Source organism: Bradyrhizobium sp. BR 1433 (assembly GCF_051547665.1).
Lineage (GTDB): Bacteria > Pseudomonadota > Alphaproteobacteria > Rhizobiales > Xanthobacteraceae > Bradyrhizobium > Bradyrhizobium australafricanum.
The window spans coordinates 7160013-7174660 of the sequence record NZ_JBPUGG010000001.1 but is presented as its reverse complement, the minus strand read 5'-3'; the positions used below and the strand labels follow the sequence as shown (position 1 = coordinate 7174660).

At 64.9% G+C, this 14648-nt stretch carries 17 protein-coding genes; 2 read left to right on the top strand and 15 right to left on the bottom strand.

Translation table 11 applies throughout. The features are described from left to right. The 13 genes from pncA to ACSKB9_RS34420 all read right to left on the bottom strand — a co-directional run bounded on the left by pncA (window position 1) and on the right by ACSKB9_RS34420 (window position 12561). Window positions 1–621, bottom strand: coding sequence for a bifunctional nicotinamidase/pyrazinamidase (gene pncA / locus ACSKB9_RS34480; protein ID WP_438078759.1), 621 nt, complete (start codon window positions 619–621; stop codon window positions 1–3). Next, entirely contained in the window at window positions 621–1439 is an 819-nt protein-coding gene (locus tag ACSKB9_RS34475) for an aspartate dehydrogenase (protein WP_438080527.1), read from the bottom strand. The genes pncA and ACSKB9_RS34475 overlap by 1 nt, the downstream gene beginning before the upstream one ends. Continuing rightward, window positions 1439–2860, bottom strand: coding sequence for a M20/M25/M40 family metallo-hydrolase (locus ACSKB9_RS34470; RefSeq protein ID WP_438078757.1), 1422 nt, complete (start codon window positions 2858–2860; stop codon window positions 1439–1441). The genes ACSKB9_RS34475 and ACSKB9_RS34470 overlap by 1 nt, the downstream gene beginning before the upstream one ends. A 127-nt stretch (window positions 2861–2987) precedes the next feature. After that, window positions 2988–3476 carry a RidA family protein gene (locus ACSKB9_RS34465; RefSeq protein WP_438078755.1) on the bottom strand — a complete coding sequence of 163 codons (489 nt, stop codon included), beginning with the start codon at window positions 3474–3476 and terminating at the stop codon, window positions 2988–2990. 23 nt (window positions 3477–3499) lie between these two features. After that, on the bottom strand, window positions 3500–3910 hold the full coding sequence (locus tag ACSKB9_RS34460; RefSeq protein ID WP_438078753.1) for a c-type cytochrome: 411 nt from the start codon (window positions 3908–3910) through the stop codon (window positions 3500–3502). Further along, window positions 3907–5499, bottom strand: a complete 1593-nt coding sequence (locus tag ACSKB9_RS34455; RefSeq protein ID WP_438078751.1) for an NAD(P)/FAD-dependent oxidoreductase — start codon at window positions 5497–5499, stop codon at window positions 3907–3909. Before ACSKB9_RS34455 ends, ACSKB9_RS34460 begins: the two co-directional genes overlap by 4 nt. 124 nt (window positions 5500–5623) lie before the next feature. Further along, window positions 5624–6376, bottom strand: a complete 753-nt coding sequence (gene cnbZ, locus ACSKB9_RS34450; RefSeq protein ID WP_438078749.1) for a 2-amino-5-chloromuconate deaminase CnbZ — start codon at window positions 6374–6376, stop codon at window positions 5624–5626. A 336-nt stretch (window positions 6377–6712) separates the two neighbouring features. Continuing rightward, entirely contained in the window at window positions 6713–7138 is a 426-nt protein-coding gene (locus tag ACSKB9_RS34445; RefSeq protein WP_438078747.1) for a GFA family protein, read from the bottom strand. A gap of 244 nt (window positions 7139–7382) precedes the next feature. Then, window positions 7383–8600 (bottom strand): ABC transporter substrate-binding protein, encoded by a 1218-nt coding sequence (locus ACSKB9_RS34440; RefSeq protein WP_438078745.1) that lies wholly within the window; start codon window positions 8598–8600, stop codon window positions 7383–7385. Between the two features lie 233 nt (window positions 8601–8833). Continuing rightward, a complete protein-coding gene (locus tag ACSKB9_RS34435) occupies window positions 8834–10279 on the bottom strand; it encodes an amidase family protein (RefSeq protein WP_438078743.1) in 1446 nt (481 codons plus the stop codon). A 23-nt stretch (window positions 10280–10302) separates the two neighbouring features. Then, window positions 10303–10746, bottom strand: coding sequence for an amidase family protein (locus tag ACSKB9_RS34430; protein WP_438078741.1), 444 nt, complete (start codon window positions 10744–10746; stop codon window positions 10303–10305). A 37-nt stretch (window positions 10747–10783) separates the two neighbouring features. Then, window positions 10784–11722 (bottom strand): amidase, encoded by a 939-nt coding sequence (locus ACSKB9_RS34425; protein ID WP_438078739.1) that lies wholly within the window; start codon window positions 11720–11722, stop codon window positions 10784–10786. Between the two features lie 44 nt (window positions 11723–11766). Beyond that, a complete protein-coding gene (locus ACSKB9_RS34420) occupies window positions 11767–12561 on the bottom strand; it encodes a FadR/GntR family transcriptional regulator (RefSeq protein ID WP_438078737.1) in 795 nt (264 codons plus the stop codon). 169 nt (window positions 12562–12730) lie between these two features. On the opposite strand from ACSKB9_RS34420, the gene ACSKB9_RS34415 reads away from it, so the two are divergent. Together ACSKB9_RS34415 and ACSKB9_RS34410 are read left to right on the top strand one after the other, a co-directional pair. After that, entirely contained in the window at window positions 12731–13231 is a 501-nt protein-coding gene (locus ACSKB9_RS34415; protein ID WP_438080663.1) for a hypothetical protein, read from the top strand. After that, window positions 13228–13767 (top strand): DUF4274 domain-containing protein, encoded by a 540-nt coding sequence (locus ACSKB9_RS34410; RefSeq protein WP_438080525.1) that lies wholly within the window; start codon window positions 13228–13230, stop codon window positions 13765–13767. The genes ACSKB9_RS34415 and ACSKB9_RS34410 overlap by 4 nt, the downstream gene beginning before the upstream one ends. A gap of 10 nt (window positions 13768–13777) precedes the next feature. Here ACSKB9_RS34410 and ACSKB9_RS34405 read toward each other — a convergent pair whose 3' ends face one another. Then, window positions 13778–13900, bottom strand: a complete 123-nt coding sequence (locus ACSKB9_RS34405) for a hypothetical protein (protein ID WP_256520758.1) — start codon at window positions 13898–13900, stop codon at window positions 13778–13780. 82 nt (window positions 13901–13982) lie between these two features. Then, the gene (locus ACSKB9_RS34400) at window positions 13983–14492 is read right to left on the bottom strand and encodes a hypothetical protein (RefSeq protein ID WP_438078735.1); all 510 of its coding nucleotides are present in this window, start codon (window positions 14490–14492) and stop codon (window positions 13983–13985) included. Between the last annotated feature and the right edge of the window lie 156 nt (window positions 14493–14648).

Sequence of the window (14648 nt, the reverse complement as noted above, 5' to 3'; positions counted from 1 at the left end):
TCAGACGAGCTCCTCGACAAGCTCCACCCCGGCCGCGCGCATCGCCGCGGTGGCGACGGCAAGCGAACCGCCGAGATCGATGGCGCGGCAGCCTGCCAGCACCACCGCGGTCTCGAAACCGAGCCGGCGCGCATCGAGCGCCGAATACTGCACGCAATAGTCCGTGGCGAGCCCCGCCATCACGATGCGCCTGAGGCCGCGCTCGCGCAGATAGCCGGCGAGCCCGGTCGGCGTCTTGCGGTCGTTCTCGAAGAACGCCGAATAGGAATCGATCGCGGCCCGGAACCCCTTGCGGATCACGAGCTCGGCCTGGTCGATTGCGAGGTCGGGATGGAACGCGGCGCCGGCACTGCCCTGGATGCAATGATCCGGCCACAGCGTCTGCGGCCCATACGGCATGGCGATCGCGGAGAACGGCGTCGCGCCCGGATGCGAGGTCGCAAACGAGCTGTGGCCCGCCGGGTGCCAGTCCTGGGTCAGCACGACATGGTCGAAGCGGCCGGCCAGCCGGTTGACCACCGGCACGACGGCATCGCCGTCCGCGACCGCCAGGGCGCCGCCGGGGCAGAAATCGTTCTGCACGTCGATGACCAGGAACAGATCGTCGGGCGCAATCTTCATCAGGTGCCGATCCGCAACGATGCGCGCAGCTTGCGCAGGCAGGCGATCACCGACAGCGCGGTGATGCGGCCGGTCTTCGGGTTCTCCGAGGGAATGTTCTCGATCATCATCGAGAACCGCGCGGAATCTGAATCGACCTCGATCCGGTGGGTGTTGCGGGTCACGGTCGGATCCGCCCAGATCTCGACCCTCGTGCGGTCGGGGCCGATGCCGGCCAGCGACAGCGCCACCGCGACGTTGAGGTTGGCCGGAAAGCCCTTTGCGGCGTCGCGCGCGCTGCCCTCGAAGATGCGCAGCGGCTCGGCGATGCCTTCGATCCGGATGTTGTTCTCGACCAGATGCGGCGCGCCGACGAGGCCCGCGACCGGCTTGCGCGTCACCAGCCTCGCCGAATGAATGGTCCCGATCGCCGCGGCGGTCACCGCATCGAGCCCGATCAGCGCGCCGGTCGGCACGATGATCTGGCCGCCATGGGCCTTCGCGAGATCGACGAGGTCCTCGTTCTGCAGCAGCGCGCCGACGCTGAGCACGACCGCGGTCTTGCCGCGCTCGACCACCGGCGCCACGATTGCGCGGACCAGCTTGTTCGGCGCGCACTCGACCACGATGTCGGCAATCTCGGCCAGCTGCTCGATCGGCACCAGCTTCGGCGCAGACTTGAGCTCCGCCACCCAGCCGCGATGCTTGTCTGGGCTGTTCGCCGACACCGCAACCAGCGTCAGACCCTCGATGCCCTGATCGAGCGCCTTGACGACGTCGGTGCCGATCGCGCCGAGGCCGGCGACCGCAACCCGTGTCCTTGTCTTGCTGTCAGCCATCATTTCCCGCCGGCGAGCATCTTGACCAGGCGATAGAGATACTCTTCGCCCTCGTAGAACGACTTGACGAGCACGCGCTCGTCCTTGCCATGGATACGGTTGTCGTCGACATCGGCGGCCAGCCCGGAGTGGCCATAGGTCGGAATCCCCGCGTTACGCAGATAGCTGCCGTCGGTCGCGCCGGTGCTCATGACCGGAACGATCGACGCATCCGGCCAGAACTCCTTCGACAGCTTCTCGATCGAACCCATGATCTCCTCGTTGAGGGGCGACGGCGGGCTCAGCACGGCCTTGCCGGTCGGAGCCACCGCGATCTCCTTGTCGGCGAGCACGCGCTCGATCGTCGCCTGCACGCCCTCGACCGGCTCGCCGGGCAGGATCCGGCAGTTCACCTTGGCGGTCGCCAGCTGCGGCAGCGCGTTGATGGCGTGGCCGCCCTCCAGCATGGTCGCGACGCAGGTGGTGCGGAGCTGCGCATTATAACCCGGATTCTCCGACAATCGCGCCAGCGCCGCCGGGTCGGGCTGCGGCTCCAAAATGGCCTTGATATCGTCGGCATGCGACGTGTCGACCTCGGCGGTCTTGGTGAAATAGATTCGCGTGGTCTCGTTGAGATTCATCGGGAAGTCGTATTTGGAGAGTCGCACCAGGCCTTCGGCGAGGTGATAGATCGCATTGTCCTTGCGCGGCAGCGACGAGTGGCCGCCGCGATCCTTCACCGTGAGCTGGTAGCCGATCGAGACCTTCTCGCTGGTCTGCACGCTGTTGCGGATCGCCTTGCCGTTCTTGAGACCGACGCCGCCGCCTTCATTGAGCGCGAACTCGGCATCGATCAGGTCGCGGTGGTTCTTGATCAGCCACTGCATGCCGAGACCGTTGGCATCGAGGATCTCCTCGTCGGTCTCGAGCGCCACAATGATGTCGCGATCGGGCTTGTAGCCCTCCTTCTTGTAGCGGATCAGATTGGTGATGAAGGCGGATGCCATGTATTTGTCGTCGCTGGAACCGCGGCCGTAGAAATAGCCGTCCTGCTCGGTGAGCTTGAACGGATCGACCGACCAGTCCTCGCGATTGGCGGGGACGACGTCGATATGGGCGACCAGGAGGATCGGCTTGCGCGCGCCGGAACCGTGCAGCCGCGCCACCAGATTGCCCTTGTGCGGCGCCGGCGAGAACACGTGCACGTCGGCCTCGGGGAAACCCGCCGCGCGGAGCCGCGCGCCCATCGCCTCCGCCGCCTTCTGGGTATCCCCGGTCGCGGTGGTGGTGTTGATCTCGACCAGCTCCTGGTAGATGCCGCGGGCGAATTGCTGCTGCTCGGTCAGCCCCTGCGCCGCGGCGCCGGTTGCCAGCAGCACCGGACCGAGCGCCGCCGCAAGCCGCAGCGATCGAACCGTGTCTCTAGCCTTGTGCGACATCATGCTCTCCCGGAATTCCGCCACCTGATCGGAGACGAATTCAGACAGGCGACACGCGCTTTGGCAAGACGGCGAGCCCTTCAATTTCCGCGCGCATGCTCCGCGGTTTCGCGCACGCTATTTGCAGTCCTTATTTCGAATCCTTGGCCGCGATCACCTCGATCTCGACCAGGAATCCGGGATTGGCGAGCGCCGCGACGCCGACCACCGAGCGCGCCGGCAGATTCGGCTGGCTGCCGCCGAAGAACTGGGTGTAGCCCTCCATGAAGGCCTTGAAGTCCATCGGCGCGGATGCGTTGTGCACCAGGAACACCTGCATCTTGACGACGTCCCCCATGCCAAGGCCCTGGCCTTCCAGAATGCCCTTGATGCGGTTGAGCACGCCGACGGTCTGCGTCTTGGTATCGCCATAGGCCTGCGGGCTCGACGGATCGGCGTCCTTGTTGATCGCCGGCGGCACCTGGCCGCTGACATAGACGGTCGTGGTGTTGCCGGTGACGGTCACGGCCTGCGCGATCGGGAAGGTCGAGTTGGGAATCGGATGCCTGACCACGTCAGCCGAGGCAGCGGTCGCCATCGCCGACAGCGCGGCGCCCAGTGCGATATCGATGAATTTCATCAAACTCTCCCCGAGTGTTTTTGTCAGCGGCGGGCGTCCTGGACATCCTTGGTCGTCACCGCGTCCTCATAGTTGTTGCTGAAGTGCGTCCGCAGATAATTCACAACGGCGGCGATCTGACCATCGGTCATCATGTCGCCGAACGCCGGCATGCCGCGGCGGCCGTTGATGACCAGGAAGACCGGATAGCTGCCGGCCTCGAGATTCCTGTTGCCGGCCAGCGACGGGTAGCTGCCCGCCCCGCTGGCGCCCGTCGCATCCGGCATGTGGCAGCCCTGGCACACATTGGCAAACAGCTCCTCGCCGGTCATCTCGACGAAGCGGTAGCCCGAAGAGAAGGTGCGCTTGCCCGCGCCGCTGTCCTGCCCAAGGGCTGCCGTCGCCGACAGCAGCGCCAGTGCAGCTATGACGGATGTTGCGGTCCGCATCATCATGTCTTCACCACGCGTTCGTGCAGCCGGGAGATGACGTCGAGCGCGGACAGGATCGCGCCCTCCTGCCAGGCCGGCAGTTGCGAGGCGTGCTCGCCCGCCAGCACGATACGGCCGTCGATCTGGCAGAGATTGCGGTAATGCTGCGCGCGGGCGGCCTCGGTCCATTCGCCGGCGCAGCCGAGCGTGAACGGCACGCGATGCCAGGCCACCGCGACGCCGTTTTCGAATTCGTTTCTGTACTGCGGATGGATTGCCGCGCCGAACTCGACCGCGCTGGCGACCCGCTCGGCCGGCGTCATCGCGGTGAACTCGAACGAATTGGCACCGCCATACATGTAGGCGCCGAGCAGGATGCCGCGGCCGCCGCGGTTGAAGCCATAGTTCGGATAGGCGATCTGCCGGATCGGCAGGTCCGTATAGCTGATGCCGCCATAGATCGCGTCATCCTCCTCCCAGAACCGCCGCTTGAACTGCAGGCCGATCTTCACCGAGGCGGCATAGGGCACGGAGTCGATCGCACTCTTCATCGGCGCGCTGACATCGACCGGCAGCTGGCTCAGGATCGGCAACGGGATGGTGCAGATGCACCAGTCGGCGGTGGCCTGCTGCACCGTCGATGGACTGGCAGTGTCGACGTAGCTCACGGTGACGCCGGAGCCGTTCTGCTGGATTTGCGTCACCTTCGCGCCATAGCGGATGAGATCGCCGACCTCGCGCGCGAACGCCTTGCCGATCATGTCCATGCCGCCGACCGGCTGGAACATGGTGGTCTGGAAATCGTAGCGCGCAAAGGTCTGCAGATAGCGCCACATCCGCGACCGCAGCAGCTCCTGCAGCGGGATCGGCTCGCTGGGCAGCGGATCGCCCATCAACCCGCCGCCGGGATCGCGCGCATACCCACGGAACTCGGCCGACACGAGGTTGGCATTGTACTTGTAGTCGCGATCCAGCGCGCCCCAGTCGCGCAGCGACTGCAGCAGGATCTCCTGATCCTCCTTGCCCACGGTCTCGTCGAGCCGGCCCTGCTGGGTGACCTTTGCGAGCAGCTCCGAGACCCCGCCCTGAAAATCCGCCTTGATGCTGCGAAAGCGCTGCGGCTTGCCGCCGAATGCACGCGTCGCGTGCAGATAGGCGTTGTGATTGAGCTGGATGAAGGGTTCCAGCGTCACATTGAGCCGGCGACAGTAATCGAGCAGCGCTCGGTGATGATAGGGAATCCGCCACGGGCCGGGATTGAGATAGAGCCCCTGCTCGAACTGACTGGTCTGCCTGAAACCGCCGAGCTCGACAAAACTGTCGCCGCCGCGGATCGACCAGTTGCGGCCGCCGGCGCGGCTGTTGAATTCGAGGATATGGACCTTGTAGCCAGCCTTGCGCAGCTCCAGCGCCGCCGTCATCCCGGCAAGCCCCGCGCCGAGAATCAGCACCGAGGCGCCCTTCACATCGCCTGCGAGCTTCAGCGGCCCCTTGTAGGCGGATTCGGACGCGAAGCCGAGGCTCGTCATCGCGTGATACATCGCCGAACTGCCGGCAATGGTGCCAATCAGCGCCAGCAGATCACGCCGCCTGATCACAGATTCGTTCTGCACCCGCGTTCACCCAGCCGCTGACGTCGATGGCGAAGGGAAACGGCTCGCGCGATCCGTGTCAAGAAAGGGCGCACGCTTCCACATCCACCCACACGCGCTTTTGATGCGTCACGCGACCGACACGTCACACCACGCGCTCGCGATGCACGCGCCGGCAATCCATTTCGAAGTCGAGCCCAACCACCGGCGGCCGGTCGAAATGCCAGGTCAAGCCGTTGCGCAGCACGCCGCGGCGGCCGAGTTCGCTTTCGAGCACCGGATAGGCGTCGTGCACGGTGTATAGCTGCACCGCGGTGGTGTCCTGCCAACGGCCGCCGAACGCGCTCATCCGGCGTTCCATCTCGTCGGCCACGAATTTCGCCTTCGCCAGCAGGCCGGCCGGGCTGGTGTCGCCGAGAGCTACGGTATGATCGCGGTAATTGGCCTTGCCCTCGACCGACTCACCGCTGCCGGCGACGACAAAGCTGGTTGGTTCGTCCTTGGCGGCAGGCACCGTGTAGCAGAAGGCGTGAAAGCTCGGCTCGCCCGGCGGATCGAGCTTCGGACAGACATTGCTGCGCGCCACCGGATTGACGCCGTCCCGCATCACGCCCCAGGCGACCAGTGTCTTGATGTAGATCTCGTTGAAGGCCCTGAACCCGTCCTCGGTGAACGGTGCCGGGGAACGCAGCTCACAGGCACCGAATGACGTCAGCGGACGGCCCGCCGCTTTGATGATGTCGGCAATCCTTGCAAAACCCGCGCCCAACGGCACCGGTTCAGAGAACCTGACGCGCTCGATGGCAAAGCCGGGCAGCGCACCGATGCCGCAGGAATACTGGCTGACGCCGGGCATGAAGCGGTAGCCGCCGTCGGGAGCCTCGATGGTGTTGGTCATGGTGCCTCGTGATTGAAGTTGACGTCCTCGCCGCTACGGTATCCAACGCAGAGGATATACGCGAACAACTCATTTTCATCACGGCTGTTGTCCTGGCGAAAGCCAGGACTTACCGCATGTGTGGCCGGCCTGCATCCACAATCGTCGTCCCGGCGAAGGCCGGGACCCATACGCCGCGGCGGATCATGTGGATGGGACTCGTCGTTCCAACGCTGTACAGCAATTTGCAACGGTGGTTATGGGTCCCGGCCTTCGCCGGGACGACAATGAAGATAGGTCCCGATTCAATTGCCACACCCCGCGACGAGCCGGGCGGGCGTCGGCCGACAGCGATCGTTAGTCGGCCGGGATGAAGCGGAGTGTGCCTGCCCGGCGCGTCGGCTTGCCGGTGTCGTTGGTATGATTGACGCCGTCCATCACAGGCACCTCTCGGAAGTCGAACGGGCTTACGCCGTCCAGGCAGGCCACGTTGACGGCATACAGGTTCTGGTTCGATCGCCGTTGATGATGGGTGTAGATTCCGCAGCGCGAACAGAAGAAGTGCTGCGCCGATCCGGTGTGGAAGCGGTAGCTTGTCAACGCATCCTCGCCGCGCAGGATCTTGATCCCGCCCATTTCCGCCATGGCAACGACGGCGCCCCGCATCCGGCAGTAAGAGCAGGTGCAGCGGCGGATCGAATTGAAGCCGTCGCTGAGCGTGACCTCGAAACGCACCGCGCCGCAATGGCACTGGCCAGCCCGAACACCCGTGTCGCCCGTCATGTCGCTGCGTCTCCTGTCCAGATCGTCTCTGCGCCCGGTCTTGCCGGGCGGACGAGCAGGTCTCAGCGACGTCAACGCACAGCAAGCCCGCGGTTCGCGCGGAACCGCGCAGGAGCATGATCTGCCAACTAAGACTGATCTCAATCCGAACGTATCGTCAGGATCGGCGCCGGACAACCGATCAAAACTCGCGCATGATAGGAGAAAAACTCACGCGAGGGCTCGATGCAAATTTCTGACAGGGCTAGTGCGACTTGGCAACGTAGGGGCAGCCGCCCTCATCGAGCGGACGGAAGGCCTGGTCGCCCGGCACCGTCGCGAGATACTCGTAGAGGTCCCACTTGCTCTTGGACTCGTCCGGCTTCTTGATGCGCATCAGGTACATGTCGTGCACCATCCGGCCGTCCTCGCGCACGAGGCCGTTCTGGGCAAAGAAATCATTGACCGGCGTGTTGCGCATCTGCGCGATCACGGTTTCCGAATCGACCGAGTTGGTGGCGGCGACCGCCTTGAAGTAGTGCCTGAGCGCCGAGTTGACGCCGGCCTGATAGGCCGTCGGCATCGCGCCGTGCCGCTTGAAGAACTCCTGGGCGAACACGCGCGTCTCGGGCGTACGATCCCAATAGAAGGAATCGGTGAACAGCAGGTCGTGCGCATGCGCGAGGCCGAGCGCGGGCACGTCGGTGAGCGTCACCTGCAGCGCGACGAGTTGCATGCTGGCGCGGATGTTGAACTCGTCGGCCTGCGAGACCGCGTTGCGGAAGTCGGAACCGGCATTGGCGAGTGCCAGGATCTTGGCGCCGGAGGACTGGGCCTGCAGCAGGAAGGACGAGAAATCGGCGGTGTCGAAGGGGTGGCGGACCGCGCCCAGCACCTTGCCGCCGGCCGATGTCACGGCCTTGCTGGCATCGCGCTCCAGCGCCTGGCCGAACGCATAATCCGCCGTCAGGAAGAACCAGGGCGTGCCGCCGCGCGCAACCACGGCCTTCGCCGTCGCGTTCGAGGAGGCGTAGGTGTCGTAAGTCCACTGCACGCTGGTCGACGAGCATTGCTTGCCGGTGAGGTCGGACGAGCCCGAGCCCGAGATCAGGAACAGCTTCTTGCGTTCGCGCGTCACGGTCTGGATCGCGAGCGCCACCGCGGAATTGACGCCTTCGGCGATCACGTCGACACCCTTGTTGTCGATCCAGTTGCGCACGATGCCGGTCGCCACGTCAGGCTTGTTCTGGTGATCCGCCGAAATGATCTCGATCTTGCGTCCGGCGACCGTGCCGCCGATTTCCTCCGCCGCCATCTGTGCCGCGATCACCGATCCCGGGCCATTGCCGTCGGAATATTGCCCGCTCATGTCGGTGATGATGCCGACCCGCAGCACGCCATCGTCCGCTCGGGCAGCGCCGGCCGCAAATGAGAGACACACGGCAATTGCGACCAGGACATGCGAGCGTTTCGTGATGGACATTTCGTTCCCAGGGGTTTCGACGTTTCGGACGAACTCCTGAAGCAATCAGGGACCGCCGACAACCCCGTCGCCGGCATGGCGCTCTGCGATGCCGTTGAGAAATTCCGGGAGAAGGAACGCAGCTGGACCCCGGCACGCTCGCATTTCCGATCATGCGAACGCCGCGACGAAATTTCGCCGCGGCGTGCGTTGAATCATACGAATGGATAATGCGTGGTGGCGTCGAGATCGCCTCAGCGCCGCTGCCACAATTGCCGTGCCAGAACGCCGGCCTTGCGTTCGATCGCCTCGGCGGCGTCGAGACACATGTCCTCGCGATAGCGCGAGCCGACGATCTGGACGCCGACCGGCAATCCTTCATCGAGGCCCACCGGCACCACGGCCGCCGGCAGCCCCAGCACGTTCATCGACGAAATGAAGCGCAGGTCGTTCCAGAACAAATCCTTGACGCGCTGATCGCCGCCGAGATCGGCATTGACCTCCGGCGTCTTGCGCACGGTGGTCGGCATCAGCACCAGCGGATACTGCTCGAGGAACGTCATCCAGTTCCGGATATGGCGCGAGCGCTCGGCGATCGCCTTCATGTAGCCGGCCTGGTCGAGCGGGTTGGCCAGCGCCATGAAACCGCGGAACGTCTTCTGGAAGTCGGCGCTGGTGATCGCCAGCATCTGGTCCTGCTGCAACACGCGGGTCTCGGTCATGATCAGGTCGCACCAGAGCTGCCAGACCTTGTTGAGGTCGGGGACCTCGACCTCGCTGACCGCATAGCCGGCATCGGCGAGATGATCCGCCGCCTTGCGCTGGACCGCAATCACGCCGCGATCGGTCGCCATGTCCTCGGGAATCCTTGCGAGCGCGACCTTGATCGGCCCCGCCGGCTTCGGCCCCGTCAGCGGCGCCGGCACGTACCAGGGATCGCGCGGGTCGCGCTGCGCCATCACCTCGAGACCGAGGCGCACGTCGGCGACGTGGCGCGCCAGCGGCCCTTGCGACGACATGAACTGCGCCATCAGCGGCCGCTCCGCGGTCGCGCTCGGATTGAATGCCGGAATGCGGCCCTGGGTCGGCTTGATGGTGGCGATGCCGTTGCAATGCGCCGGCCAGCGCAGCGAGCCGCCGATGTCGTTGCCATGTGCGATGGTGCCGATGCCGGCGGCAATCGACGCGCCGGCGCCACCCGAGGATCCGCCGCAGGTCACGTCGGCATTCCAGGGATTGCGCGTCAGGCCGTGCAGCGGGTTGTCGGTGAAGCCGCGCAGCGAGAACTCCGGCGTGTTGGTGAGGCCGATGATGACGGCGCCGGCCTTCTTGAGATTGGCCGTCACCGGCGAGTTGCCCGGCGCGATGTTGTCCTTGAATGCCACCACGCCGTTCGAATTGGCCTGGCCCTCGACGTCGATGTTGATCTTGATCGTGACCGGCACGCCGTGCAGCGGCCCGACGGCGCCGCCTCCGCGCTTGCTCGCGGCCAGCGCCTCGTCCGCGGCCTTCGCCGCCTGCATCGCCGACGCGCCGAGATCGACCACGACGGCGTTGAGCGCCGGATTGGCTTCCCGCATGCGGTCGAGATGGGCGCGAACCACCTCTTCCGAAGTCACTTCGTTGTTTCGGATCGCCGCGGCCGTGTCGACGGCGGACCATTGCCAGATCGGTGCATTCGTCACGTGATGTTCTCCCATGATGTTCAGTGCTTGTTGTTGGTTCAGTCTCGCGGGTCGATCGGCGTCAGCTTGGATGCGCGCGCCTCGATCAACTCGGCCACTGCGAGACAGACGTCTTCCCGGAAGCGGCCGGCGATCACCTGCACGCCGACCGGCACGCCCTCGGCGGTCCCGGTCGGCACCACGACCGACGGAAAGCCGAGCGCGGGCACCGCAAGCAGCGGCCGCTGCGCGTCGAGCAGCGCGCAGACCACGTCCGCGTCTTCCTGATCCTGATCGAAACGGAACGGCAGTTGCGCTGAGACCGGCAGGATGATGACGGGATAGCGCTCCTGGAACAGCTGCCAGGCCCGCACGATCGCCAGCCGCTGCTCGAAGCAGGCGAGCACCTGATCGCCGTCGAGCTCGGGCGCGTAGGCGATATGGCACTCGAGATTGTAGCGGCTCCGATCGTCGCCGAACTTGTGGATCATCGGCGCCAGCACACGCCGTTCCTCATTGATGACGAGGCGATGCCAGAGATCAGCGGCCTCCGCGAGTTCGCGGCGGCACGGTCTCCTCCACGGCAAAGCCGGCCTCCGCGAGCCAGAGCCCGGCAGCGCGCACCGCCGCGCTCACCTCCGGCGCCTCGTCGCCGAACGGCGCCGCTGCGATCGCGACGCCGATTGGACGCTTGAGCTCTGGACCTTGCAGCGGCACCGGCAGCCAGGTGCCGTCGCGCGCGTCTGCCTGTGCCATTGCGGCGAGGCCGATGCGCAAGTCCGCGACCGAGCGGGCAAGCGGCCCCTGCACCGACATCATCTGCGCGGTGATCGGACGGTCGCTGGTTGCCGACGGATTGAACGCGGGGATCCGACCCGGCGTCGGACGCAGGCCGGCGACGCCGCAGGCGTAAGCCGGATAGCGGATCGAGCCGCCGAAATCATTGCCGTGCGCGATCGCGCCCATGCCGGAGGCGACGGCCGATGCGGCGCCGCCGCTGGAGCCGCCCGGCGTCAGCCGACGGCTCCACGGATTGTAGGTCGCGCCGTGCAGGTCGTTGTTGGTGAACCAGCGATGCGAGAAGGCCGGCGTGTTGGTGCGCCCGACAATGACGGCGCCCGTCTTGCGAAGATTCGCGACCACCGGGCTGTCCTCGGTGGCGATCACGTCGCGGAATGCAACCACGCCATTGGTGGTGGCGCAGCCGCGCTGGTCGACATTGACCTTGATGGTGACCGGAACGCCGTGCAGCACGCCGAGCTCCGCGCCAGACTTCACCGCGGCGTCCGCCGCGTCCGCGGCAACCAGCGCTTCGTCGCCGAGCACAGCGACAATGGCGTTCAATGCCGGATTGACCTCGGCGATGCGATCGAGGCTGGATCGCACGGCTTCCCGGCTGGAGATCGCGCGCGTCGCGATCGCACGCGCCAGATCGACGGCCGACCAGCTCCACAACTCATTCTCGCGCCGCGTGTCCATTGTCGTTTTCTCCAGGGCGTGATGCAGCAGTCGGCCGATGCGGTTCAATCGAGCCGCAACGGCTGATGAAAGACGGGCAGATCGATGCGCCGGTCTTCCGCGGGAACGACCACCGCTTCGGCGCTCAGTACATGATCGAGCATCACGCGCCGGGCGCGCACGGCATTGCCGGAGCGGAACGCGGCCAGCAGACGCTTGTGAAAATCGATATTCTCGCAGGTGAAGCTGGATGCGAATTCCTGCACGCCGAGCTTGCCGATCAGATGCCTGATGGCTTCGTTGACGAACCGGCACATCAGGCCGAGCAGCGGGTTGGGACAGGCCTCGATCAGGATGTCGTGGAAATCGATCTCGGCGTGGCGATGATGTTCCCAATCGGCATCGCCGTCGGGATGATGCTCCTGGACCGCGATCGCCTTTTCCAGTGCGGCGAAATGCTCCGCCGTAAGGTGGCCGATCACGCTGAAGGCGAGCTCCGGCTCGATCAGCCGGCGGATCTGGTAGATCTGCGCGGTGCTGGTCGACTGGAAATAGAAGTAGTTGCTGAGCAGGCCGACGATCCGGTTGATCGACACCGGCGCCACCCGCGCGCCGCCGCCGGGACCGGTGGTGTTCTGCACCAGCCCCTGCACCTCCAGGGACTTGAGCGCCTCGCGGATGGTCGAGCGGCTGCAGCCGAACATCTCGATCAACTCGCCCTCCTGCGGCAGCCGGTCATTTGGCTGCAAGCCGGCCTGGAAGATGTGGCTGCGGATCAGGTCGGCGACCGCGTCCGAGCGCTTGCGCTTGATCGAGGCGCGGCGCGAGGGGTCGAGGGACGGGAGAGCCGATTTATCCATTTTATGATCATAAATAGGTCCGGCACGGTATGGCAAGACGTTTCCGCCGGCCGCCCGGGCTACATCGGTCAATAGTCCCGTTCCAGAAACGCAGAAATCGACGCTGCGGACTCAGGATCGATCAACATCTGATGCCTAGAATGCCACGGCAAATTCCAATGAGGCCGGTATGACAGGCGACGAAGTTCGAGATCAGGCTCAATCCGGTGGCGGCGTGGGACTGTCCGACGAAAACCTTGCGCTCCACCGAAGCGCCATCCAGAGCCGCATTACGTTTCAAGGCCTTGCGACCCGGCCATTCGAGGGGCTGTCGTGGGACTACTTCCTCGCGGATGTCGAGCTGGAAGCGCGCGCTGCGCGCATCGGGATGCGCGACACGACCATCGGGTCGTACTGCGACACCATACAGTTGCTGCCTGCGGCCGCGATCGTCCGCCTGGATGCAGCGCTTTCCGTCTACTTCCTGCCTCCCGAGCCCGAGAGCGAGGCTCACGTCGATTACCTCTTGCGACCGCTGGACGCCGCGACGGCAAAGCGGATGCGGCAGCGTCGGCATGCCGTTCACGCCATGCAGGCCGTGGCGCAACAGCAGGAAGAGGCCAGAAAAAGGCGGCTGCGCCGGACGAAGAACTCAAGTCGCAATATTGGCCGTGTCCGCATGCGGCGCTGAGTACCGAGCCCGACGACTTCCTGCTCTGGATCAAGGATCAGACGCCCGACACCTGGCACGTCATCGTCGACAGCTGGGATCACAACAGCGACGATCGGGATAGCGTGATCGAATGGATCTTCGAGCAGCCGAACTGCGACCTCGGCACGGCCGCGCAATACTTTTTCATCGCGGCATTGGGGCTCGCCAACGAGGAGCCGGCGCAACTCAGTTCCGGCTATCGGCGCAAATGGCATCTCATGAAGCGCGTGGCCGACAACTGGCAACGCGGACATTATCTGCGCAATGAATTGCAGCCCTCAATTCAGCCGTCCGACGTCCAATACTACGACGAGTTGGTGGCGCGCCGGGAGGCCAGTGGTCGTCCGCTGCCGTGGACAGTGCCGGGACCGAAACTGCGCCGGTTTGGCGGACGGCAGGCGAATTCAGCGTATTACTACGAGGACTGCCATTTGAGGCTGGGCTTTACGGCTTGGAAACAGCAGCGCGAGCAATTCGGGTGCGGCAGGGACTTTCCGCGCTGTTGCCAAGAATGATCACGCCTCCTCAATTCGACAGGCGCTGCGCCTCGAGGCCGCGGCTGTAACGCGACATCGCAAAGCAGAACACGAAGTAGATCACGCCGACGAACAGCGTACCCCCCGGTCGCTTGGCATCGCCCCGAGGCAAAGCGCCTACGCGGTCAAAGGGTCGACCGGACGCTGGACGATGGTGATGACGAGGAGCCCGCGGAACCGAGGCGGCGTCTCGCTTAAAGCGGACTATGGTTCACGGTGTGGCGCATCTGGCGACAAAAGCCCTCCACGAACTGCGCGAGCGCCTCGAAATTGACCAGCAGCCTTTCGGCCTGCTCCCGGTCAACCGAACCAGGGGCAAACGATTCCGCCAGACGCCGCTGGCGATCTGCGCGATCCCGGCACGCTGCGGCCCTGCTTTCGGCAAACTCCAGTTGCTCGTGTCGGCGGCCGAGCTTGTCTTCTTCCTCAAGCAGCCGCCTGTTGAGCATCGATCTCGTGTTGGTTGGAACGTCCGGGCGCTTCAGCAGATCCAGATAGTGGTCGATGTTTGCGCGCGCGGTATACTCGTTCACGTATGTGCCTCCCGCCAGTCGCAGTCTCGGTCGGCGAGGCTTGGCTTCAACATTCAGGAGTTGCTCGATCTCCGCCAGGAGTTGGCGAAGCTCATCGGTCGAAAACCCTTGCAGGGCATCGTGGACCTGGTTTCGGGTACTCTCGGGATAGGAGGCGTTGTCTTCGGCCATTGGCGTACGGCAAAAATCAAAGTAACGCCCTGTCAGGGCCGAACCAAATCAACAAATCAACGGCAGCATTTGCGTTCAGTCCAGATCGAACGATGCCCGCGCGAACAATGATTTCTGTCATCGCGCGCGCTCGCGAATCCAATGGCGCTCAAGATA